Below are 23,381 nucleotides of genomic sequence, written 5' to 3' on the forward strand. Positions count from 1 at the left end.
CGGGAGGAGTGTTCCTCCCGCCAGTCATTGGCTTATTTCAGCAGGCGATCGTGATGTTCGGCACCGCGCAGCATGGCCTGGATCAGCTCGTTGGCTTCGAACTTGGTCAGCGCCTCATGAGCACCCACCTGATGGGCTCGCTCCACACTGATCTCGCTGGAGAGCGAGGTGTGCAGGATGATGTAGGCCCCCGCCAGTTTGCTGTCGCTCTGCACTTCGAAGGCCAGCTCATAGCCATCGAGCCCTGGCATCTCGATATCGCTCACCAGAATATCGATCGGGGTCTTCTGGCTCGCCCGTGTCTGCATCAGGGTCAGTGCATCCTTGCCATTGGTGCAGACCTCATAGGGGATATTGATGTAGTCCAGCGCGGCCATCAGCTGACGGCGGGCGACCGAAGAGTCATCAACCAGCAGGATCCGCATCGGCTTGATCCGTTCCCGCTGCACATCGGTCAGCACCGGGTAGAGGTGGCTCGGATCATCCGGATAGACCCGGGAGAGGATCAGCTCCACATCCAGCAGCTGGATCAGCTGGTCATTGACCCGGGTCACTCCGGTTACGAACACATTGTGACCGAGAGAGGCGGGGGGCGATTCGATATCGCGCCAGTTGCACTCGGTGATCTTGTCGATGCCCCGTACCAGAAAGCCCACCAGGGTGCGGCGGCAGTCGGTAATTATGATGAAGCAGTGGGGCATCTCCTCCTTGCTGATGGGGCGATAGCCCACCGCCATCGCCATGTCGATCACCGGAATGGTGGAGCCGCGCATATTGGCGGCCCCCAACACGGTCGGGTGCGAGTGGGGCATTGCCGTCAGCTGGGTGTAGGGCACTATCTCCTTCACCTTGAGGGTACCGATGGCAAAGGATTGTTTGGCTGAAAGGTGAAACAGCAACATGCCCTGGGATTGATTGGCTTTGCTCGTCATGGCAGATGTCCTGTTGGTCGAAACGTTGGCAGTCACTTCAGGCCTCTAGCATAAAGGATTACGGGGGGAATGGCCCTTCCTTGTTAACGACCATCTGGCAAAAAACTGGACTCATTCAGCTAATTTAGTTCGCGCATTCACACCAGCGTCCGGTTATTGATCACCATCTTCGCCAACGCCCCACTGCTGGCAGGCCGCTTGCAATGCGGTCTCATCGGCATAACCCAGCTTGCTGGCCACCTGCGCGGGTTTGCTGCCGCCCTTGAGCAATCTGAGCGCTTGCAGCAGTTGCCACTGTTGTTGCAATTCACTCCCTTCCACCGGCGCATCGGCTTGTTGTGCCCACAGTTGCAGAGACTCCGGTTGGCCATTGGCCAGCGCTTGCCAGCAGGCTTGCAGCTCACCGTGGCCCTGCTGGCTGATGGCGCACTGTTGCAGCTCATCCAGGATCACCTGCAGTCGCTGACCGTAGGCCCCTTGCCACTCTTTTGGACGTTGCCACCGGGCCAGCGAGCCGAGCAGGGCATCGAGCAGGGGCGTGGCCTGCAGCCAGCCTGCCTGCTGCGGCTGAGCCACGCGCAAAGAGACGCTCAGCTGATCGTACTCGCAACCGCTGAGGGGGCTGAAGGCCGCGAGGGCATCGGCGCAGAGCCAGAAGCTGCTGCCTGCCGGCAGCAACAGCTCATGTTGGCCCAGTCTCAGCAGCGCGGCGCCCCGGGTGATCCGCAACAGCTGCCCGACCGGGGTCCGTTTGCGGTTGCCGGCGTGCAGGCCCTGGCAGGAAAAATGGTGATACTCGATGGCGTGATGCATGTAAAAACCCTGATATGATGCTGCCTGGAGGTAACAAATATGGAAACCAGACGTAAAAAACGCTTCATTGCCGGTGCAGTTTGCCCGGCGTGCGGCAAGTTGGACAACATGATGCTGTATCTGGAGCATGGAGTCGAGAAGGTGACCTGTGTCGCCTGTGGCGATACCCAGGTACAAACGCCTGCCGAGGTCGACAAGCAGACTCGCGAGGCGGAAGAGGTGATCGGGGTGTTTCGCCCCTGATAAGGGAACGGCGGGTGGAATGCGGGTCTCCTCGCTGACGCTGTTGCCGTTTTTTTCGTCACTCCGTGGCGCGGCACGGCATATGCGCGGCCCGCTTTTTAGGGTATTCTGAGCCCGTTTTTTTCTATCCGCAGGATCCTGACATGAAAGTAGCTCCTCTGAGCGTGGTTACGCTGGAATACACAGTCACCGACGAGCACGGTGAAGTCATCGACAGCACTGTCGGCAAAGAGCCGCTGGTCTATCTGCACGGCACCCGTTACCTGGTCTCTGGCCTGGAAGCCGAGCTGGAAGGTCGCGCGGTAGGTGAAGCCTTCGAAGTGACTTTGGCACCGAGCCAGGCCTACGGCGAATATGACGAGACACTGGTACAAGAAGTACCGGGCGAGCTGTTCGACGGCATGGAAGTCTCCGAAGGGGATACTTTTGTGGCTGAAACCGACGATGGCCACCGTCCTGTGACCGTGGTTGAAGTGTCCGAAGAGTTCGTCAAGGTGGATGGCAACCATCCGCTGGCAGGCGTAACCCTGGGCTTCAAGGTCGAGATCAAGGATGTGCGCGCTGCCACTGCCGAAGAGCTGGCTCACGGCCACGTTCACGGTGCCGGTGGTTGCGGTCACGATCACGGTCATGACCACGATCACGGCGGCTGCTGTGGCGGTCATGGTCACGACCACGATGAGGATCACGGCCAGGGCGGTTGCTGCGGCGGTGCTGGCCACGGTCACGATCATGGCCACGGTCACGATCATGGCCACGATCACGGTGACGACCATGGTCACGGCGGCTGCTGCGGTGGCGGCGGTTGTGGTGGCAAGGGCCATCACCACTGATCACGGCCATGCCGATGATAAGAAATCTGCCGTAGGAGTCATACCGAGCAATTAATGCTCATTAATTGCGCCTCCTTGGATGATGAAATCCGAAGCCGGTTGTTCTGGCTTCGGATTTTTTATGTCTGTCAAATAGGCTCGCGGCTTTTCCCAAGCTAACAGGGGCGCTTATTTTTGGTTAATGCTCAACATTATTCCCTCTCGGTTCCGCGATGGGGCTTTTGCGCGTAGCGCAAACGTCATCTACAAACGAGTCATCAAATCGGTGTATTCATCAGCACAATATGACCAAGTTACTTCATGTCCCAACAGCTATAACGAGCCAGCGTCACTCTCTATTTGGTCTCGTTGTGCCCCATAAAAAAATAGCCAGTCAGGCTTAACTGACTGGCTATTGCCTAGTGACTAACTGATAGGCGCGAAGCCTTACAGCTGCTCGATACCGACGATATGCCAGGGGGCATTGTTCTTGGCCAGATCGCGCTCGAGGTGCCACACCTCTTTGATGTCTTCTTCGACCTGCTCCTGACGGTCCATGTAGCGGCCGCTGAAGCGCACGCTCACCTGAGCCCAGTCGCTGCCGTAGTCGGCGCGTACCAGCTGGGTGTCGACGTACATCACTTCGGTGTGCTGGTCGCCAGTCAGTTCGGCGCGCTCGGCTTTGAGCTGTTCAAACAGCTCGGGGCTGACGTATTCGCGCACTTTTTCCAGATCGTTCTTGTTCCACGCCTCTTGCAGAGTGCGATAGTGATCGCGGGCACCGGCCAGGAAGCTATTCATGTCAAAGCCCGGCGGCAGGCGGAACGGCACGTCGCTGTCGGCAAAGCCGGTGGCTTGCGGTGCGCTGTTGCTCTGCTCAAACTGCTGCGGGGCAGCAGATTGCGGCGGCTGATAGCCCGCATAGGCCGCCTGTTGTGGCTGTGGCGTCGCGACCTTGCCCTTGCGCAGGGTACGGATCAGGAAGACGGCACCCAGCGCCAGCAGGGCGATCAGCAGGAAGTCCATTCCTTGCAGACCTTCAAAGGCACCGCTGCCCAGCAGGTAGGCAAACAGGCCGCCAGCCAGCAGGCCGCCCAGCAGGCCACCCATCATGCCGCTCTTTTTCGGCGGAGTCTGGGCATTCAGTGTCGGATTCTTGTTGTCGACCGGTTTGGCCGCAGGCTGGGCCGGCGCAGTTTTGTAACTTTTACCAAAGGATTTGCCGCCGCCAAATTTCTTGGCTTCGGCGTGAGGTGCCCCCAGGCCAATGGCCAGGATCACGGCAAACAGGGTCAGCATCTTTTTCATTTTGACTCTTTTCACTCTCGTCTGTGGGTGGGGCATGCTCCGCTTTGGCAAGCTCAGCAAGGCGCATGGCAGGCTGCCTGTCCCTAATTGTGTCGCAGCTTGTATTCATCAATATCACCTCTGGCATGAATTATTCATGAACGAGGTTGCCGCGATACGGCGTCAAACAAGAGGAGTAAACCGGATGAAAAGCAGAAGATTGAGTCGCAAGGAGCGCAAAATGCGAAGCAAAATCAAAATGGTCAAGGTAGAGCAGACTCTGGTTTGGCCCTTTATGATGGTATGAGCCGCCAGATAGGGCTCGCCGTAGTTGGCTTTCTTTTGTAAAATTCCCGTCCCCTTCCCGCTGCGGTTTTTATGTGTATGGCAGAGCAAGTGACGGCGAAAAAAGACGCCAAGACACAACAGCTGAAAGTTCCTCCCCACTCTTTTGAGGCCGAACAGTCCGTACTGGGCGGCCTGATGCTGGATAACGATGCCTGGGATCGGGTTGCCGAACGGGTGATCGATCAGGATTTCTACAGCCGTCCGCACCGGTTGATCTTCCAGGCCATGACCCGCCTCTCCAACGCGGGCAACCCCATTGACCTCATCACCCTGCAGGAGGAGCTGGAACGCTCCGAACAGCTGGAAGAGGCGGGCGGCTTCGCCTATCTGGTGGAGATCGCCAAGAACACCCCGAGTGCCGCCAACATCAACGCCTACGCCGAAATCGTGCGCGAGCGGGCGGTGGTGCGGGAGATGATCTCGGTCGCCAACGAGATAGTCGAAGCGGGTTACGAGCCACAGGGCCGTACATCAGGCGATCTGCTGGATCTGGCCGAGAGCAAGGTATTCAAGATTGCCGAGCAGCGCACCAGCGCCAACGAGGGGCCCCAGCCCCTGAAGCTGATCCTCGAGCAGACTGTCGACAAGATTGAAGAGCTGTTCAAGACGCCGCACAACGGTGTTACCGGGGTATCGAGCGGTTACAACGATCTCGACAAGATGACCGCCGGTTTGCAGCGTTCGGATTTGATCATCGTGGCGGCCCGTCCTTCCATGGGCAAGACCACCTTTGCCATGAACCTGTGCGAGCATGCGGCCCTCACTGCCGACAAGCCGGTGCTTATCTTCTCGCTGGAGATGCCCTCCGAGCAGATCATCATGCGTATGCTTGCCTCGGTCGGTCGCATCGATCAGACCAAGGTGCGTACCGGTCAGCTCGATGACGAGGATTGGGCGCGCCTATCCTCCACCATGGGATTGCTGCTCGAGAAGGGCAAGATGTATATCGATGACGCCTCCGGCCTCACCCCGACCGATGTGCGCTCCCGTGCCCGTCGGGTGGCGCGCGAGCACGGTGGCCTATCCATGATCATGGTGGACTACCTGCAGCTGATGCGGGTGCCGGCGCTCTCTGATAACCGTACCCTGGAGATCGGCGAGATCTCCCGCTCCCTCAAGGCCTTGGCGAAAGAGTTGCAGTGCCCTGTGGTGGCGCTCTCCCAGCTGAACCGAAGTCTGGAACAGCGGGCCGACAAGCGCCCGGTCAACTCGGATCTTCGTGAATCGGGCTCCATCGAGCAGGATGCGGATTTGATCATGTTTATCTATCGTGATGAGGTTTATCACGATGACAGCCCGGACAAGGGGATTGCCGAGATCATCATCGGCAAGCAGCGTAACGGCCCTATCGGCCGGGTGCGCCTCACCTTCCAGGGTCAGTTCTCCCGGTTCGACAACTACGCCGGTCCTGCGTTTGACGATGATTATTGATAAGTAACAATCATGGCAATCCTGTGGTCAGGATTGCCACCACCGCTCTGACCCGCTTGCCATTCACTGCAAGGCAGCCCGTCAGAGCCTGTTTTCCCGGTTCGACAATTATGCCGGTCCGGCCTTCGACGACGATAAGTGAGTGGCGGTCTTCGGCCCGATGAGGGGGAGACCATTTGTGCCCTCGTAAGGGAAAACCATGAAAGCGGCTACTGCCCAAATCAACACTGCGGCCTTGCGCCACAACCTCGCCGTGGTCAAGCGCCACGCCCCCGCTTGCAAGATCATCGCTGTGGTCAAGGCCAACGCCTATGGCCACGGACTGCTGCCGGTCGCCCGCACCCTGGTGGATGCGGATGCCTACGCTGTGGCCCGTATCGAAGAGGCGCTGATGCTGCGCTCCTGCGCCGTGGTCAAGCCCATAGTGCTGCTGGAGGGCTTCTTCTCTGCCGATGATCTGCCGGTGCTGGCGGCCAACAATCTGCAGACGGCGGTTCACACCTGGGAGCAGCTCGAAGCGCTGGAGCAGGTTGAGCTGCCAGCGCCCGTGGTCGCCTGGCTCAAGCTCGACACCGGCATGCACCGCCTCGGGGTGCGGGCCGACGAGATGCCCGCCTTTATCGAACGACTCGGCAAGTGCAAGAACGTGGTGCAGCCGTTCAACATCATGACCCACTTCAGCCGTTCCGATGAGCTGGAGCAGCCCACTACCCGCGAGCAGATCGACTTGTTCAGCAAGTTGACCGCACCGCTGGCGGGCGAGCGGGCCATGGCCAACTCGGCGGGCATTCTGGCCTGGCCAGACTCCCACTGCGACTGGGTTCGCCCCGGTGTCATCCTCTATGGCGTGTCGCCCTTCCCCAACACGGTGGCGGCCGATTACGACCTGCAGCCGGTGATGACCTTGAAGACCCAGCTGATTGCGGTGCGGGATCACAAAGTGGGCGAGCCGGTGGGCTATGGCGCCAACTGGGTGTCGGATCGCGATACCCGGCTCGGGGTGATCGCCATCGGCTACGGTGACGGTTATCCGCGCATGGCGCCCAATGGTACTTCCGTGCTGATCAACGGCCGCATCGTGCCGCTGGTGGGGCGTGTCTCCATGGATATGAGCACGGTCGATCTGGGCCCGGGCGCGACCGACAAGCCCGGCGACGAAGCGGTGCTGTGGGGCGAGGGGTTGCCGGTGGAGCGGGTGGCAGACGAGATTGGCACCATCCCCTACGAACTCATCACCAAACTCACCTCCCGCGTCTTTATGGAGTACGTCTGATGTGGCAGCAGTGCCTGCTGACGTTGAAGCCCCGTTCGCGGGGCTTTCATCTGGTGACGGACGAGCTGGTGGCCAAGCTGCCGATGCTGGCGGATTACCGGATTGGCATGGCGCACCTGCTGCTGCAACACACTTCTGCCTCGCTCACTCTCAATGAGAACTGCGACCCCAGCGTGCGCAGCGATATGGAGGCCCATCTGCACCGGCTGGCGCCGGAAGATGCCCCCTACTATCGCCACACCTATGAGGGGGCGGATGACATGCCCGCCCACATCAAATCCTCCCTGCTCGGGGTGAGCCTGCTGCTGCCAGTTCGCGATGGTCAGTTGGCGCTCGGCACCTGGCAGGGGATCTGGCTTGGCGAGCATCGCATCGATGGCGGTGCCCGCAAGGTGTTGGTGACCCTGCAGGGTGAGTAATCAGGCTGCAACCAGCTGAAAGATGAAGATAAAAAGAGGGATGGCGCCGAGCCATCCCTCTTTTGTTTTTACGATTTTGCGAGCTATCTGCTTGCCAGTAGTGAAGCGCTCTTCGTGGCTTAGCCGACCTTGAAGGGGGTCAGCTCGGCCAGCGGGGCGGCGTCCATAAAGGCTTGCGGCTCCTGGCCGTGTTTGAAGATCTTGAAGTCCTGCTCGCGGGCGCTCCAGTACTCCAGACGCTCGCTGCCGTTTTCTCCGGTGATTTGCAGCAGACTCGCTTCGCGCAGGGCCACCACGTATTCGCTCGGGTTGATGGCGCAGAACTCCGCCAGACGCTCGTCGCGGGTCTCGCCCATGTGGCCGCTGATGCTGGCATCCAGATAGTGCGGGTTGATCTGCAGCGGGAACAGGCCCAGCGCGGGCAGCACGGCGGCGCTGCAAACCGGCATGTCGTTGGTGGTGCGGATGCTCGGGGTCGCTACGTTGCAACCGGCGCTCCAGCCCACATAGGGGACGCCCCGCTCACGCACGGCGCGCTGGATCGGCACGATCAGGCCGTTTTCATGCAACATCTGGTTGAGGCGCCAGGTGTTGCCGCCGCTGATAAAGATGGCGTCGGCCTGATTGACGGCCTCGACCGGATCATCGAAGTGGTGGATGCTGATGGTCTCGATCCCGAGGCTCTCGGTAAGTTCGTTGGCACGGGCATCCCAGTCGCTGCGGATCACCGCGTAGGGGATGAGCAGGATGCGTTTGACCTGTTTGCGAGCCAGCAGGCTTTGAACCCGATCCCGGGTCCAGCCGAGCAGACCCGGAAATTCGTTGGCTTTACCGTTACTAAGCAGAAGCAGTTCCATCAGATACGTCCTCAAAAAGTGAAAGCGGAGGAGGGAGGGCCACCGGAACCGCCGTGCGGCCGGATGGCAAGAGCGGGCATGCTACCACCATTGGCGTGGCGGTTCTGTGATCGCGAGGCCCATTCAACGGCCATTGAGGAGCTATGGATGGATAACTCACTGCCAAGTGGTGGATTAATAAGCAGCGCTCCGCTCGCTGCCATCGCCAATAAAAGACCCCGCCGCAGCGGGGTCATGTCAGGGGAAAAGCCACTCGTCCATCAGGATGCGGTCGCTTCAACCACCTTGTAGGAGGGCTGCTGGCGCAGCTTCCACAGCTCGCTCCATTTGCGCAGGGCGGAGAGCAGGATCAGCATTCCCAGCACCAGCATGATGAGGGAGATGATGCCGTTCATCGGGTTGTAGCCCTTGGCCGCGGCGTTGAAGTAGACGTTGCTCATCATCCAGTAACCGGCGTAGTTGACGGTGACGAACAGATAGGCCAGCGGGATCAGGCAGGTCAGCATGTAGCGGCGCTTGCTGGCCAGTCGCAAGATGATGGTGGCACCGATGATCAGGCCCACCGATGCCATCAGCTGGTTTGAGACCCCGAATAGCGCCCACACAGATCCAATATCACCGGACATCAGCAGATACCCCCACATCACACAGGCGAGCACGCTGGCCCCGATGGCGCCCGGCATCCAGTCGATGCGCTTGAGGGGCGGGTAGAACTCGCCGAAGAAGTCCTGGATCAGGTAACGGGAGACCCGGGTGCCGGAGTCGACGGCGGTTAAGATAAAGACTGCTTCGAACATCACCACGAACTGGAAGAAGTAGGAGGCGAGGTTACTGAACCAGGGCACCTTGGTGAAGATGTAGGACATGCCCACCGCTAGGGTGACGGCGCCGCCGGTGCGGCCGTTCAGGTCCATACCGATCTCCTGGGAGAGGAACGGCAGATCCACCACCTGCATCCCCAGTTTGGCGAAGGCCTCCGGGGTGGCGTTGATGGCGAAGTAGTCAGCCGGGTGCAGGGCAGTGGCGGCGATCAGCGCCATCACGCCCACCACGCACTCGGCCAGCATGGCACCGAAGGCGACCGGCAGAATGTCATTCCACTTGTCCACCAGTTTCGGGGTGGTGCCTGAGCCGATAAAGGCGTGGAAGCCTGAGATGGCGCCACAGGCGATGGTGATAGAGATAAAGGGCCAGACCGGGCCACCCAGTACCGGGCCGCCGCCGTGGACAAACTGGGTCATGGCGGGGAACTGGATCTCCGGGTTGATGCAGATAACGCCGATCACCAGCGCGCCGAACACGCCGATCTTCATAAAGCTGGAGATGTAGCCGCGCGGGGTGAGCAGCAGCCAGACCGGCAGCGCGGTAGCGAAGAAGGCGTAGATGGGCAGCGCCAGACTGATGGTCTCGGCACGCAGGGTCAGCCAGGCACCGAAGGCGCTTTCCTGCACGTAGGGGCCAAAGAAGACGCAGGCCAGCACGGCGGCAAAGCCGACCCAGGAGGCGGCTTGCAGGTTGCCGGTCAGCTTGTGCCAAATTCCCACCACCATGGAGATGGGGATGGTCATGAACACCGCGAACACGCCCCAGGCGTTACGCTCCAGTGCGTGTACCACCACCATGGAGAGACCCGCCATGGTGATGGTGATGATGAACAGCATCGCGAGCCCCGTGCACCAGCCGGCGATGGGACCGAGTTCGGCCTTGGCCACCTCGGAGAGGGACTTGCCCTGATGCTTCATGGAGGCGAACAGCACCACGGTGTCGTGTACCGCGCCGCCGATGACGCAGCCGATCAGCAGCCAGAGAAAGCTCGGCAGGTAGCCGTACTGGGCCGCCAGAACCGGGCCGACCAGCGGGCCAGCGGCGGCGATGGCGGCAAAGTGTTGACCGAAGTTGACCCACTTGTTGGTCGGCACATAGTTCTTGCCATCTTCCAGCTGGTGGGAGGGGGTGACTTGCTTGTCGTCAGCCTGCAGCACCTTGCGCACAAAGAACACGCCGTAGAGGCGATATGCGATGGCGAGGATGCAGAGGGCCGCAATGACAAAAGTGATTGCGTGTTGCATGGGGGAGTTTCCTTTTCCTGTGGCCAGTCTGGCCGGGCTCAGGCTGTACTCTATCCATGCGGTGGGGAAAGGGGAGCGAAGAAAAGGTCAGTGGCCGGGTTCTGCCCGCGAGTGGCTGAAAAGCGACCCCGAGTGGTTTGGCGGGAGTGTCGACGGCCGTGGTCAGCGGGTGAGTGGTCGCTGGCAGAGCGGGAGCGGGGTGAAGCATAGCGCGCCATCAGGGAATATCGAGCAGCTCCTTGAGGGGCTTAAGGTAGCGGCGACTCACCGGCACCTTGTGGCCGCCCTGAGTCACCACTTCCGCCAGCCCGCCGTCCAGCAGCAGGATTTCGCGGATCTGGCCCGGATTGAGCAGGTACTGGCGGTGACAGCGCACGAAGCCGGTCTTCTCTTCCAGGGTGCGCAGGGTCAGCTCGGTGGTGCCCTGCTGCTGGCCGCTGATCACCCGGTTACCGGTGAGATCGCTGTGGATGAACTCCACCTCGCCAAGAGGCAGCAGCAGAATCCGGTTGTGGCCGCTACAGGGGATGCTGCGCAGGGGCTGGGCGATGCGGGTTGGATCCGGCAGCGGTTGGCCAGCTAATTCACCTTTGGGCGAAAGCAACCGCTGGATGCGCTCCAGCGCCTTGTTCATCCGCTCTGCCGTGACCGGTTTGAGCAGGTAGTCGAGGGCGTTCTCCTCGAACGCGCGCAGGGCAAACTCGTCGTAGGCAGTGATGAAGACGATGTGGGGGCGCAAGTCCGGGTCCAGCATGCTCACCAGCTCCAACCCGTTGATGCGCGGCATCTGGATGTCGAGAAACAGCAGATCGGGTTTGAGGCGATGGATGGCGGGCAGCGCCTCCATGGCGTGGGCACACTCTCCCAGCAGGCGGATATTGCCCGCCTGCTCCAGCAGCAGGCGCAGCTCCTCGCGGGCGAGGGGTTCATCGTCAACGATCAGGGCGGTCAGCATGGGCTCTCCTGCAGGGGAAGGGTGATCCTCACCCGGGTTGATTGATGGGGGACACAGTCGATGGCGACCCCGTACTCGGCGCCGTAACGGGCCTTGATGCGCCGATCCACTATGTTCATGCCAAGGCCGCTTCCTTCCTGTTTCGTCTGATAGAGCCCGGCGTTGTCGCACACCTCCAGCACCACCCGCTGTGCTTCGACCCGGGCAGTCAGGGTCAGCAGGCCGGGTTCGAACATCTGGGAGATGCCGTGCTTGACCGCGTTCTCGACGATGGGTTGCAGGGAGAAGGTGGGCAGCCGGTACTCCAGCAGCGGCTCTGGAATGTCGATCTGCACGCTCAGGTGCTCGGCGAAACGGGCCTGCTCGATGTGCAGGTAGGCGTTCACGTGCTCCAGCTCGTCGGCCAGGGTCACCTCGTCCCCCTGTCGTTTGAGGTTCTTGCGAAAGAAGGTGGAGAGGTTGTGCACCAGAGTACGGGCGCTTTCGGGATCGCGCCGGATCACCGCCGACAGGGTGTTGAGGGCGTTGAACAGGAAGTGCGGGTTGATCTGCGCCTGCAACAGCTTTATCTCCGACTGGGCCAGCAGCCGCTTCTGCTCGTTGTATTTGCCCGCCAGGATCTGGCCGGAGAGCAGCCGGGCGATCCCCTCTCCCAGGGTGCGGTTGATGGAGGAGAAGAACTTGCGCTTGGGCTCGTAGAGCTTGATGGTGCCCACCACGGAGCCCTCTTCCCCCCGCAGCGGAATGACCAGCGAGGAGCCAAGTTTGCAGCCGGGATGGATAGTGCAGCTGTAGGGGATGAGGTTGCCGTCGGCATAGACCACCTCGTTGTACTGGATCGCCTTGAAGGTGTGCCGGGAGTTGATGGCGGTGCCCGGCAGGTGGTGATCCTCGCCGATGCCGATAAAGGCGAGCAGCTTCTCCCGATCGGTGATGGCCACTGCGCCGACCCCGGTCTCCTCGTAGAGAATGCGCGCCATCTGCTGGCACGCCTCCTGAGTGAAGCCCTTGTCCAGCACCCGCATCGCCCGCTCGGCGATCTTGAGGGCGCGGGCGGAGAAGGCAACTGAGTACTTCTCCAGCATGGCGCGGTGATCGAGGATCATCCTCATGAACATGGCGGCCCCCAGCGTATTGGCCACCAGCATGGGGGCGATGATGTTCTCGATGAGGTGGATGGCGTCATCGAGAGGGCGAGCCACCAGCAATATGATCCCCATCTGCATCAGCTCGGCGACCAGGGCCACCGAGCCCACCACCCAGGGGCTGAACAGCAGATCAAGCCGGTGGCGGGCGACGAAGTGGCGGTGCACCAGCCCGCCGAGCAGCCCTTCGGCGATGGTGGAGAAGGTGCAGGCCAGCGCGGTAAAGCCCCCCAGTGAGTAGCGGTGAATGCCGCCGGTCAGCCCCACCAGCAGTCCCACGGCCGGGCCGCCGACTATGCCCCCCAGCACGGCGCCAATGGCGCGGGTATTGGCGATGGAGTCCTCGACCCTCAGGCCAAAGTAGGTACCCATGACGCAGAAGCCGGAGAAGATGAGGTAGCAGAGGATCTTGTGGGGCCAGCTCAGGGTCACCTGGGTCAGCGGCATGAACAGCGGCGTCTTGGAGAGCAGCCAGGCGATCACCAGATAGACGCAGAGCTGCTGGAACAGCGAGATCACCAGAGTGAATTGTTCAAACGCCACGGCTCGTTGCCCCGGTAATGGTTGGTCATTTAATGGACGCGGAGTATTAGCAAACCCCATACCCCCTTGCAAGGCAGGGTTATCGGAATGGTGGCGTAGCGCACGATTTGCCGAATCGTCTGCCGCCGTGGCAGGCGCTAACTGTCTGGTTACTCAGCATGGTGCTTGAGCCAGCGGCAGACGTGGCGATATTGCGGCAACAAAAAGGGGGCCAAGAGACCCCCGAATTGACGGTCAGTGGGTGGTTCAATCGAGTTTGAGATCGACCCATACCATGCGGTGATCCGAACTGACACCCTTGGCGATATTGGGTTTGCCATCGATAACGCTGTACACCAGATGGTAACCGGCCTCGAAGCTGGCCGGCCAGAAGACGCCGCTCTTGACCGCGTTGAGGTTGGCGGAGGGGATGACGTGATCCAGCTGCAGCACGCTGGAGTTGGTGATGCGTTCCGGGCTGGGGCGATTGAGGTTACGTTTGCAGTCGGCCCCTTTGCTGACACACTCCGGGCCCCCTTCGCTGACCGGGATCAGGGTGCCATTGGTGATGGCCTGATTCATCAGCGGGTTGTTTAGCAGATCCTGAATGGCGGTCAGGTCGCCGTCACCGGTGAGCGGATCGGCGTTGAGATCCCCGGCGATGACGAACTTGGCGTTTTTGGCCAGCCCACCCTTGGTGCCCTTGTCATCGGTCATGTAGTTGAGACCCTTGACGTAGTCGTTCCAGAAGGCGATCTCGGCGCGGTTGTGCTTGACGGTGTGACGCGCCGCGTTGGCAAAGATCGGCGGGGTCGGGTGGGAGATCAGGAAGTGGATCACCTCTTCACCCTTCTCGGTTTTGATCAGCACCGGCACATCGGCGTGGTTCTTGGAGGAGAGTGGGTACTGCTGCCAGGCAGCGTCTGAATACCAGGCATCACCACACCGGCGGCTGGCCGGGATCTTGACCTTGGGATTGTTGCAGTCATCGATGATGGGGTTCTGCTCGCCCGGCATATCCTTCCACTTGAAGTTTTGGAAGGTGCGGATCTGCTTGGTGTCGATGGGGTATTTGGACATCACCGCAAAGGCGTACTGGCCGTGGTAGTTGCCAAAGCCCCAGGCATCGTCGGGGCCGCTGTTGACCTTGCCATCCAGATTGAGGTCATAACCGCTCATCAGGCCGGTGTTGGTGGCGAAGTTCTGCATCACCGGATAGCTGATGGCCGTCACCTCTGCGTGCTGGGCGTGAGCCAGATAGTTGTCGTTGAAGGCTTTCAGATCGGCGGTGCTCTCGCCTTTGCCGTCGTTGTCGAACTCGTTGAGCAGGAACACATCCGGACGGGTGCGCTGGATGATCTCCGCCACGTTGCGGATCTGCTGCACGTTCTTGGCTTTGGTTTCAGTGGCGCCGCTCAGGCTCCCTTCGGCGAGGCGGGCCAGCAGGGCATCCTGCTCGGTGCGGGTCAAGGCCAGCTCACCGGTCAGCATACCGGCGGCAGTGCGGTCAAAAGAGAGGTTGAAGGTGGCAAAACGAACCATGGGATCAGCTGCCTTTGAGTCGTTGTCGCAGCCTGCCAGCATCCCGAGAGAGATGGCGGCAGCCAGTAGGGTCTTGTTGATATTTTTCATTGTAATTATTCCGTAGCATCAATGAGTTATGCCTTCTGTGAGGCGGCGCCATTATAAGTAGACGGTGATGCTGCGGGGGTTTTGCCTGAGCAAAGTGTGAGGATATTCACACCACATATCTGGCGATGATGAATGTTAGCAGGGCGATATGGGGTGTGAAAAACCGGTTTATATGCTGCAGTTTCCGGGATGAATGGCGCGCTTCCTGCCGTTACCGCACTCTGAGTTTGTCACACCACCATCGGCAGGCCGCTCTCGGGGTGGTGGATCACCTGTGCCGGATAGTCATAGAGACGGGCGATCAGCTCAGGGGTGAGCACCTCGGCAGGTGTGCCATCGGCCATCAGCTTGCCACGTTCCAGCATCACCAGCCGATCGGCATAGCGCGCCGCCAGATTGAGGTCGTGCAGCACCACCAGCACTGCAGTATTGCGGCTGGCCAGGGCGCGCGCCATGGTGAGCAGTTGATGCTGGTATTTCAGATCCAGTGCCGAGGTAGGCTCGTCGAGCAGCAGCAAGCGGGGTTGCTCAGCCTGTTCGGTCGGAGAGGGTGCCTGCCAAATCTGCGCCAGCACCCGGGCAAACTGCACCCGCTGCCGCTCGCCGCCGGAGAGCCCGGGATAGAGCCGCTTGGCCAGATGCTCGACCCCGGCATGGGTCATGGCCGCCGCCACTATCTCGTCACGCCGCGCCGCCGGTTCACTGTGGGGCAAGCGCCCCATGGCGATCACCTCCTCGCAGAGAAAGGGGAAGTTGAGGGAGGAGCTTTGCGGCAATACCCCGAGCCGGTGGGCCAGCTGGCTGCTGTCCCACTGCTGGCGATCCGCGCCAAACAGGGTGATGGCGCCCTCATATTCCAGCTCGCCGGTCAGGCACTTGAGCAGTGAGCTCTTGCCCGCCCCGTTGGGGCCGAGCAGCGCGGTGAGGGTTCCGCTCTCGAGGTCGAGATTGAGCCCATCCAGGATCTGGCGCTGGCCACGGCGCAGGCTGAGTCGGCTGCAGCTCAACAGGGGGGCGGAGAGTGAGGATGAGAGTGGTTGCATAACAGTCCGTATCACAGGGCACGGCGGCCTTTTACCAGCAGCCAGATGAAGAAGGGGGCGCCGAGCAGGGCGGTGATGATGCCCACCGGCAGCTCGGCAGGGGCCAGCAGGGTGCGCGCCAGCATATCGGCCGCCAGCAGCAGGGCGGCACCAAGCAGGGCTGAGAGCGGCAGCAACCTGACGTGGTTGGGGCCTGCCAGCAGGCGCACCAGATGGGGCACTACCAGCCCGACGAAGCCGATCATCCCCGCTACCGCCACCGCTACCCCGACGCCCGCTGCGGTGAGCAGGATCAGGCGGCGTTTGAGGGATTGCACATTGACCCCCAGATGACGGGCCTCCCCTTCACCCAGCAGCAGGGCGTTGAGGGGATTGGCATCGCGCATAAAGAGCCACAGCAGGGCCGTCAGGGTGAGCAGGGCCAGCGCCACATCGGCCGGTTTGCCTGCTGCCAGCGTTCCCATCTGCCACAGGCTCAGGTTGCGCAGCATCTGATCGTCCGCCAGATAGGTGAGCAGGCCGATCACCGCGCCGGAGAGCGCCGTGATGGCGACCCCGGCCAGCAGCATGACGGTGACCGAGGTGCCGCCCTCACGGGTGCCGAGCAGATAGACCAGGGTGGTGGTGAGCGCGCCGCCGAGAAAGGCGAGCAGCGGCAGCAGGCCAACCCCTATGGTGGCTTGCAGCTGCTGGCCGAGGGGGGCCAGCAGCACGATGGCGAGCGCCGCACCGAGCGCCGCACCGCCGGAGACACCTATGATGCCGGGGTCAGCCAGAGGGTTGCGAAACAGCCCCTGCATCACGGCGCCACAGAGCCCGAGGATCCCGCCCACGGCGATGCAGAGCAGGGTACGAGGCAGGCGAATTTCCTGCACGATCAGCAGCTTGTGCGACTCTATCCCGCTCTCCTGTCCGGCAAACAGCGCCCGCAGACTCTCGCCCAAGGTGAGGGTCATGGGGCCGGTTGCCAGCGAACCGAGCAGCAACAGTGTCAGTGCAGCAGTGGTGAAGGCCAGCAGCCAGGAGAGGGGCAAGCGCATCATGACCCCTGCTTGATCCAATAGGCGATCTGGTTCGCCTGCTGCAGGGAGTTGAGGCTCAGGCCCCCTTGCAGGGCGTGACCGTCGATGGCGTGAATGGCGTTGCGCTTGCCTGCCGGGGTAGCCGCCAGGGCGGGCACTTCTGCCAGCACCTTGGCCGAATCGGCATACTGCTGCCAGTCACGACCGCTGACCAGCACCAGATCGGGTTGCATCTCGATGAGGGATTCGGCGGATACCGGCTTGTAGTTGCGCAACTCGGCGACCGGATTGATGCCGCCTGCCAGCGAGATCAGCGCGCTGGCTGTGGTGTCCCCTCCGGCGATGCTGGTGGGTTGCCCCTTGTGCAGCAGCAGGAAGGCGACCTTGAGCGGTTTGTTCTGTTTGGCTTGCGCCGCCAGCTGATCGGTCTGGGCCTGGATCTCTGCCTTCAGGCGATCGCCAGCGGCTTTATCGCCCAGCAGGCTGGAGAGGGTGTCGATACGCTGGTTGAGGTTGGCGAGAGTCGGCGCGGTATCCAGCACCTCCACCTTGACCCCGGCACGACGCAGCTGATCCAGGGTCGGGGCCGGCCCCATCTCGTCGCTGCCCACCAGTCGGGTGGGGGAGAGGCTCAGGATCCCTTCGGCGGCCAGCGCCCGGTGATAACCCACCTTGGGCAACCCTTTTGGCAAGGGGCTGCTGACATCGGTGGCGATCAGGCTCGATTCACCACCAAGTGCCAGAATGAGTTCTGTGGTGGCGGGGCCGATACTGACGATACGCTCTTTCTGTCCGTCGGCGGCAACGGCAGAGAATGGGGACAGTGAACTGCAGAGCAGGGTGATGGCGAGGGCAAGACGACGGCCCATGCTAACCTCCGAAGGGGTGAATGAAACGGGTGTGCCGCCGAGAATATCAAGGCTTTGGAAAAAATGCACTGATAATGATAGCAATTATCAATTGCATTGGTTTCGGTGCTTTATTAGAGTAGCCGCCATGATAAACAGCGGGACGACCTGGTCCCGCAGAGGGAGAAAACATGAGCATTGCACAACGCATTCACGCGCTGCTGGAGCAGGATCCCGGCGCTCATCCGTCCACCCTGGCGGCCCAGCTTGCCATCAGCGAATGGGAGGTGGTTCGCCATCTGCCCGCCGAGCTGGTGACCCTGCTACCCGCCGATCGCGCACAAGGTCTGCTGGAAGATCTGGCCGACTGGGGCCCGGTGACCACCATCGTCGAATCAGAAGGTTCCATCTTCGAGGTAAAAGCCCCCTTCCCGAAAGGCAAGGACGCACGCGGTTACTACAACCTGATGGGCCGCGACGGTGAGCTGCATGGTCATCTCAAGCTCGACAACGTGGCGGGGATTGCGCTGGTCAGCAAGCTGTTCATGGGCAAGGAGGGGCACTCCTTCCAGTTCTTCGGTCACTCCGGCCGCTGCATTTTCAAGGTCTATCTGGGTCGCGACGAGAAACGCCAGTTGCTGGACGATCAGGTCACCCGTTTTATGGCGCTGCGCCACAACTCTCAAGAGGAAGTCAAAGCATGAGTGAACGTCAGGAGCGTCTGCAGAACCGCCTGCAACCGGAGATCCGCGAGTTTCGCGACAGCTGCCGCACCCTGCAGCTCGCCACCGTCGATGGCGAAGGCAATCCCAACGCCAGCTATGCCCCGTTCGTGCTGCAGGAAGATGGCTACTATGTGCTGATCTCCGAGATCGCCCGCCACGCCCGCAACTTGCAACAGGTGCCGCGGGTATCCCTGATGCTGATCGAGGATGAGAGCGGTGCCCGCGAGCTGTTTGCCCGCAAGCGCTTGACCTTCGATGCGGTGGCTGAAGTGGTTGCCCGTGACGACGCCCGCTGGAGCAAGGCGGTCGCTGCGCTGGAGGGGCGTTTTGGCGAGATCATCAAGGGTCTCTCCAACCTCAAGGATTTCAAACTGTTCCGCCTCAAGCCGGAGCAGGGGCTGTTCGTCAAGGGCTTCGGTCAGGCGTTCGCGGTCTCCGGTGACGAGCTGGTGGATTTCGTCCATCTGGTGGAGGGGCACAAGCGCATCGACAACGGTGCCGAGCTCACCAGCCCGGCCGATGCGCCGGTCTGACGATCCCTGTCGACCACGACAGCCGTCATAACAAAACGGGCAGCCAATTGGCTGCCCGTTTTTATTGCGTTATCTCATCCGGCCTGATCAATCCTGCCAGCTGGCCTTGTTGGGAAAAGCGCGACGATCGGCGTCGGTGGCCGTTTCGTTGCACTCTCCCCGCACCTTCCAGGAGGTCTGGCTCAGTACGATGTAGCCCTGGCGGCAATACTGCTTGGTCGCCAGGGTCTCGGTCAGCAGATTCTCCTGTAACGCCTCCCGCTGCTCCAGCAGCCGCTGGCTCTGGGCTGCCGATAGGCCGCGCGGCAAGGTGTCGTTGGGCGCGGCTTCAAAGGTGAAGCGCTTGCTCCCCTCCTCGTTGATGTGGGTCAGAAACAGGGGCTCCGGCCCGTCATACTTCTGTCCGGGCAAGCTGGAGCAGGCCGACAGCAGGGGAACAATCAACAACAGGGTGGCAGACAACAGGCGCACGACAGACTCCAGTGAGAAACGAGGCGAGGCTCGCAGATTAGCACGGCTGCAGGGCGGGTGTTACTGCCAGCAGCTCGTCGGTGGTGAGCAGGGTCACACTGTGCCCCTCCGGCAGGCTGAGGTGGCGCCACATCCAGTGATGGTGCTCGGTGATCTGGGCCGCGCTCAGGTGGGGGCGATCGGCGGTGGTGTGACCATCGCTCAACACCAGCACCTCGAACCCATGGGAGGCCGCACTGCGCACCGTGGTATCGACGCAAAAATCGGTGGCGCAGCCACAGAGAATGAGCCGATCGACCGGCTGCTCGGCCAGCAGGAAGGCAAGCTCGGTATCGAGAAAGCTGTCACAGGCTGTCTTGCGTACCCGGCTCTCCCCCTTGGCCGGTTGCAGCGCACTGTGCAACTGCCAACCCGGGGTGCCCGGTTCCAGTTCGGTACCGGGGGGCGAGTCATGCTGGATATAGATGACCCGTCCCTGTTGCTGCCTGACATGGGCCGCAGCCCGATTGATATTGGCCAGCACTTGCTCCTGGCGGTAACGGGGCTCGTTGAACAAGCCTTGCTGCACATCGATGATCAGTAACACATCCATATTTTACCCGCCGTTTCCTGGAAGATTAGGGTTGCAGCCACTGGCTGCAGTCACGACTGCGGGATTGATGCAGCGCGCCCATATCTTGCTTCATCTCGTCACTGTTTTGCCAGCGCTTAGGCAGCGGCATGATGGTTACCTGCACATCGGCTGCGGGATCTGCAACAGAGGTCTCATCTGTACGGGGCACGACCAGCGCTACCTTGAGGGCAGGATTGCGGCTGGCGATGCGACTGGCGAGCCCAAGCCCCCCCTCGACGTGGAAATTGCCGGCGATATGCATGATCTGCTGGCCCGGGTGCTTGGCGAGATAATCCACCATGCTTTCGGCCATGGTGTCATCCCAACTGGTCTGGGCGGCGAAGCGGCGGGCGTTGCTGTCGGCATCGCCGTGGTGCATGGAGGCCATAAATTTCTGGCGATAGGGATCATCCCCCAGCGTCAGCTGGCGGGCCAGCTGGCTGCGACGCGACGCGGGCAGTTTGTCGAGCCACTCAGCCCCCTCCTGACCGACACAGCTCACCAGCGGCTTGGGGGCGTTGGCGGCGATCACCGGCATCCGGTGAGCCTTGGCAAACTCTACCAGCGGGCGGTAGTCGCTCGGATAGTTGGGCCAGGCGTTGCCTTCGCGGATCAAGGCCGCTTCACCAATCTGATTCGCCAGATAGGCATCCAGCGTCTTCTGATCGGCGCGGCTGAACTGCTCCATGGAGAGGGCCAATGGCCGACCGTGCTGCTGACTTGCGGTGTAGAGCCCGCTCAGCAGGCGCGATTGCAACAGATGCACGGCGGGATGGCTGTGCAGCTCACCCACCAGAATGATGTCGGCGTCGGCAATGCGCGCGATTGCCTGCTCCAGCGTCAGGTCTGCTTCTCTTTCGCCGCTTAGCCGGTAGTCATAGAGCGTCTGCAACTGTGATGACTGGGTCGGTTGGGTGGGGGTGGCACAGGCTGCCAGTAGCAGCGGCAGGGCGAGCAGGGGAAGTCGTCTAATCATGGGATCTCACGGCTGATATGCCCGGATGCCGGTGCATCTCGGGGGGCTAATAGAGAATAAGGGCAACACAGGGCGACAGTGTAAAACCAATTTGGTTCAAAACAAATGAGAATGATTTCGTTTCCTGTTGATCTTTGTCGGGAGCCGGGTAATATGCGGTCTGTTTGATAATAGTTCTCAATAAGGATTCGCTGTGACCCATCATAACGCACTCTCTCTGGTTGCCCTCGCCGTGGCGGCCGGTCTCTCCTCCCAGGTCTTTGCTGCCACCCAGAAGGCGGATGAAGTCGTGGTCGTCAGCGGCTCACGGATGGAGCAAAAACTGGAAGATGTCTCCGGCCCCATCTCGGTGATCACCGCCAAGCAGATTGAAGAGCAGGTCGTCACCAACGTCGCCGACCTGTTCCGCTACGAACCCGGTGTGACCGTGCTCGGCGGTCAGGGTGATGCGCAGACCTTCATCATCCGCGGCATGGGTGAAAACCGGGTCAAGGTGGTGCGCGACGGTGTGCGCCAGAATGATGCCTACAGCAAGGGCGGTGTTGGCCAGAGCTACTTCGATACCGACATGATCAAGCAGGTAGAAGTGGCCAAGGGGCCCGCTTCTGCGGCCTACGGCTCCGATGCGCTGGGTGGCGTGATTGCCATCACCACCAAGGATGCCAGCGACTTCCTCAAGGGCAAGGATAGTTATCTGGATGTGACCAGCGGTTACGCCTCCAGCAGCCACCAGAAGATGGCGGGCTTTACCGGCGCCCTGCGCACTGGTGAAGTGGAGAACCTGCTGCGCTACACCTGGCGCGATGGCGGTGTGACCCAGAATTTCGACTCCACCAAAAACGACTTCGATATCGGTACCCACGCCCTGCTGCTCAAGAGCAAGTGGAACCTCTCCGATGAGCAGTTCCTCAAGCTGACCGTTGACTACCTGACCGATGGCGAGGAGCCGGATGCGGTCAAGCTCAACAAGGTCGGTACCGGTACTGCCCGTGTCTTTGATCAGCCCATCACCGACAAGCAGACCGACAACCTCTCTGTGGTGCTGGATCACGGCATCGCGCTGAATCAAGGTTGGGCCGATCGGATGGATAGCAAGGTTTACTTCGCCCGCACCAAGCAGACGCTGGATCAGTACGCCTCATCCAAGTATCCGGTCAGCCCCGGCAACCCCTATGTGACCAAAAACTCGCTGGATCACAACGTGTTCGATCAGAAGAACATCGGCGCCCAGCTGCAGTTCCACAAGGCGGTCGCCAACCACCGCCTGGCCTGGGGGGCTGAATACGAACACACCGACAACGAACGTACCCGTTACAAGGGGCCGACGACTCCCGGTGATTTTGTCGGCTACAACGAGCTGAGTTTCCCGGCTACCACCAGCGAGCGCAGCGCCCTGTGGGCCTTTGACGAGATCAAGTTTGGCGAGCGCTGGGTACTGACCCCGGGTGCCCGTTATGACTACTACCGGATGACTCCGGACAACGATCCGGCCTACACAGGCGACAAGCTGCACAAGTTCTCGGAAGGGGAGTTGTCACCCAAGCTGGGTCTGGTGTTCAAGGCCCACGAGGCGGCCAACCTGTTCGCCCAGTACAGCCACGGCTTCAAGGCCCCCATGTATGACAGCGCCTTCTCCACCCTGAACCATCAGGCGTACGGCTATCGCATCGAGCCCAACCCGAACCTCAATCCGGAGAGCAGCGACGGCATCGATCTCGGTGTGCGTGGCAGCAGCAACGGCTTCAGCTATGAAGTAGCCAGCTTCTACAACAAGTTCGAAGACTTCATCGAGATGGTGGAAGTGGGCAAAGAGGGGAGAACCGCCGTCTACCAGTACCAGAACCTGAGCAAGGCGACCACCAAAGGGGTCGAAGCCAAGGCGGATTACTGGCTCAACGACATCGTCAATGTATGGGGCAACCTCGCCTACATCGAAGGCAAGGATGGGGATGGCAACTACATCAACAGCCTGAGCCCGCTCAACGGCTCCGTCGGTGTGCGTCTGGAACAGTCCCAATGGAACTTCAACACCGCGCTGCGCTTTGCTGACGACATGGACAAAGTCCGTAAAGACAGCAAAGGCAAGGATTACGTGAAGAGCGCCGGTTGGGGTGTGGTAGATATGTACGCCCAGTTCAACCCGATGACCGACCTGCAGCTCAACGTCGGGGTCTTCAACCTGTTTGACAAGGAGTACACCAGCTACGAGCGTATCGCCGGTCGTGCCGAGGGCTCCGATAACAGCATGATGACCGAACCGGGCCGCAACCTGAGTGCACGGGTCAAATACATATTCTAAAGAGCAAACAACAGACGCAGATGATCAAAGGGGCTTCGGCCCCTTTTTTGTCGCCGCAATGTTGTGACGATGGAGCAGAGCAGATGTTTGCCTAAAAAAGAAACCCGCCATGG

Annotated in this window: 22 protein-coding genes; 8 read left to right on the top strand and 14 right to left on the bottom strand. The window is 60.9% G+C overall.

Going from position 1 to position 23,381, the window contains the following annotated elements; all coding sequences use genetic code 11:
- Positions 1-32 precede the first annotated feature (32 nt).
- Together WBR25_RS04320 and WBR25_RS04325 are read right to left on the bottom strand one after the other, a co-directional pair.
- The gene (locus WBR25_RS04320; protein ID WP_005335289.1) at positions 33-932 is read right to left on the bottom strand and encodes a chemotaxis protein; all 900 of its coding nucleotides are present in this window, start codon (positions 930-932) and stop codon (positions 33-35) included.
- Between the two features lie 153 nt (positions 933-1,085).
- Positions 1,086-1,745 carry a hypothetical protein gene (locus WBR25_RS04325; protein ID WP_479749462.1) on the bottom strand — a complete coding sequence of 220 codons (660 nt, stop codon included), beginning with the start codon at positions 1,743-1,745 and terminating at the stop codon, positions 1,086-1,088.
- Between the two features lie 39 nt (positions 1,746-1,784).
- Between WBR25_RS04325 and WBR25_RS04330 the strand changes: the two genes are divergently transcribed.
- Together WBR25_RS04330 and slyD are read left to right on the top strand one after the other, a co-directional pair.
- Positions 1,785-1,988 (top strand): YheV family putative zinc ribbon protein, encoded by a 204-nt coding sequence (locus WBR25_RS04330; RefSeq protein ID WP_005335287.1) that lies wholly within the window; start codon positions 1,785-1,787, stop codon positions 1,986-1,988.
- Between the two features lie 143 nt (positions 1,989-2,131).
- Positions 2,132-2,821 (top strand): peptidylprolyl isomerase, encoded by a 690-nt coding sequence (gene slyD / locus WBR25_RS04335; RefSeq protein ID WP_479749463.1) that lies wholly within the window; start codon positions 2,132-2,134, stop codon positions 2,819-2,821.
- A gap of 426 nt (positions 2,822-3,247) precedes the next feature.
- Here the strand turns inward: slyD and WBR25_RS04340 are convergent, their stop codons facing one another.
- The gene (locus tag WBR25_RS04340; RefSeq protein WP_005335275.1) at positions 3,248-4,108 is read right to left on the bottom strand and encodes a Tim44 domain-containing protein; all 861 of its coding nucleotides are present in this window, start codon (positions 4,106-4,108) and stop codon (positions 3,248-3,250) included.
- A gap of 363 nt (positions 4,109-4,471) precedes the next feature.
- Between WBR25_RS04340 and dnaB the strand changes: the two genes are divergently transcribed.
- The 3 genes from dnaB (at position 4,472) to WBR25_RS04355 (ending at position 7,558) form a co-directional block, all read left to right on the top strand.
- Complete coding sequence (gene dnaB, locus WBR25_RS04345; RefSeq protein WP_026035132.1) at positions 4,472-5,866, top strand: replicative DNA helicase; 1,395 nt, start codon at positions 4,472-4,474, stop codon at positions 5,864-5,866.
- 199 nt (positions 5,867-6,065) lie between these two features.
- On the top strand, positions 6,066-7,139 hold the full coding sequence (alr, locus tag WBR25_RS04350) for an alanine racemase (RefSeq protein ID WP_204419506.1): 1,074 nt from the start codon (positions 6,066-6,068) through the stop codon (positions 7,137-7,139).
- A complete protein-coding gene (locus tag WBR25_RS04355; RefSeq protein WP_100653021.1) occupies positions 7,139-7,558 on the top strand; it encodes a secondary thiamine-phosphate synthase enzyme YjbQ in 420 nt (139 codons plus the stop codon). The genes alr and WBR25_RS04355 overlap by 1 nt, the downstream gene beginning before the upstream one ends.
- 119 nt (positions 7,559-7,677) lie before the next feature.
- Here WBR25_RS04355 and pepE read toward each other — a convergent pair whose 3' ends face one another.
- The 8 genes from pepE to WBR25_RS04395 all read right to left on the bottom strand — a co-directional run bounded on the left by pepE (position 7,678) and on the right by WBR25_RS04395 (position 17,672).
- Positions 7,678-8,415, bottom strand: coding sequence for a dipeptidase PepE (gene pepE, locus WBR25_RS04360; RefSeq protein WP_129503398.1), 738 nt, complete (start codon positions 8,413-8,415; stop codon positions 7,678-7,680).
- A gap of 260 nt (positions 8,416-8,675) precedes the next feature.
- Positions 8,676-10,484, bottom strand: a complete 1,809-nt coding sequence (locus tag WBR25_RS04365) for a carbon starvation CstA family protein (RefSeq protein ID WP_139411038.1) — start codon at positions 10,482-10,484, stop codon at positions 8,676-8,678.
- A gap of 217 nt (positions 10,485-10,701) precedes the next feature.
- Positions 10,702-11,439, bottom strand: a complete 738-nt coding sequence (btsR, locus tag WBR25_RS04370; protein ID WP_129503400.1) for a two-component system response regulator BtsR — start codon at positions 11,437-11,439, stop codon at positions 10,702-10,704.
- Positions 11,433-13,127 carry a LytS/YhcK type 5TM receptor domain-containing protein gene (locus WBR25_RS04375; protein ID WP_479749464.1) on the bottom strand — a complete coding sequence of 565 codons (1,695 nt, stop codon included), beginning with the start codon at positions 13,125-13,127 and terminating at the stop codon, positions 11,433-11,435. Before WBR25_RS04375 ends, btsR begins: the two co-directional genes overlap by 7 nt.
- Positions 13,128-13,373: 246 nt before the next feature.
- On the bottom strand, positions 13,374-14,738 hold the full coding sequence (locus tag WBR25_RS04380; protein ID WP_479749465.1) for an endonuclease/exonuclease/phosphatase family protein: 1,365 nt from the start codon (positions 14,736-14,738) through the stop codon (positions 13,374-13,376).
- Positions 14,739-14,968: 230 nt separating this feature from the next.
- Positions 14,969-15,781 (bottom strand): heme ABC transporter ATP-binding protein, encoded by an 813-nt coding sequence (locus WBR25_RS04385; protein WP_421321062.1) that lies wholly within the window; start codon positions 15,779-15,781, stop codon positions 14,969-14,971.
- Positions 15,782-15,792: 11 nt separating this feature from the next.
- Entirely contained in the window at positions 15,793-16,824 is a 1,032-nt protein-coding gene (locus WBR25_RS04390; protein WP_479749466.1) for a FecCD family ABC transporter permease, read from the bottom strand.
- Entirely contained in the window at positions 16,821-17,672 is an 852-nt protein-coding gene (locus WBR25_RS04395) for a heme/hemin ABC transporter substrate-binding protein (protein ID WP_479749467.1), read from the bottom strand. Before WBR25_RS04395 ends, WBR25_RS04390 begins: the two co-directional genes overlap by 4 nt.
- Before the next feature lie 170 nt (positions 17,673-17,842).
- On the opposite strand from WBR25_RS04395, the gene hutX reads away from it, so the two are divergent.
- Positions 17,843-18,355, top strand: a complete 513-nt coding sequence (gene hutX / locus WBR25_RS04400; RefSeq protein WP_058057835.1) for a heme utilization cystosolic carrier protein HutX — start codon at positions 17,843-17,845, stop codon at positions 18,353-18,355.
- Positions 18,352-18,909: a heme utilization protein HutZ gene (gene hutZ, locus WBR25_RS04405; RefSeq protein ID WP_005335257.1), complete on the top strand. Its 558-nt coding sequence runs from the start codon at positions 18,352-18,354 to the stop codon at positions 18,907-18,909. The genes hutX and hutZ overlap by 4 nt, the downstream gene beginning before the upstream one ends.
- Before the next feature lie 87 nt (positions 18,910-18,996).
- On the opposite strand, the gene WBR25_RS04410 is transcribed toward hutZ, so the two are convergent.
- The 3 genes from WBR25_RS04410 to WBR25_RS04420 are packed head-to-tail and all read right to left on the bottom strand — an operon-like array spanning position 18,997 to position 20,969.
- Positions 18,997-19,380 carry a hypothetical protein gene (locus WBR25_RS04410; RefSeq protein WP_005335256.1) on the bottom strand — a complete coding sequence of 128 codons (384 nt, stop codon included), beginning with the start codon at positions 19,378-19,380 and terminating at the stop codon, positions 18,997-18,999.
- Positions 19,381-19,417: 37 nt separating this feature from the next.
- Positions 19,418-19,972 carry a cysteine hydrolase family protein gene (locus WBR25_RS04415; protein ID WP_429105493.1) on the bottom strand — a complete coding sequence of 185 codons (555 nt, stop codon included), beginning with the start codon at positions 19,970-19,972 and terminating at the stop codon, positions 19,418-19,420.
- Positions 19,973-19,997: 25 nt separating this feature from the next.
- Entirely contained in the window at positions 19,998-20,969 is a 972-nt protein-coding gene (locus WBR25_RS04420) for a ChaN family lipoprotein (RefSeq protein ID WP_429105492.1), read from the bottom strand.
- Between the two features lie 193 nt (positions 20,970-21,162).
- On the opposite strand from WBR25_RS04420, the gene WBR25_RS04425 reads away from it, so the two are divergent.
- On the top strand, positions 21,163-23,268 hold the full coding sequence (locus WBR25_RS04425; RefSeq protein ID WP_479749468.1) for a TonB-dependent hemoglobin/transferrin/lactoferrin family receptor: 2,106 nt from the start codon (positions 21,163-21,165) through the stop codon (positions 23,266-23,268).
- The last annotated feature ends 113 nt before the right edge of the window (positions 23,269-23,381 follow it).

Source organism: Aeromonas sp. MTB (genome assembly GCF_056632455.1).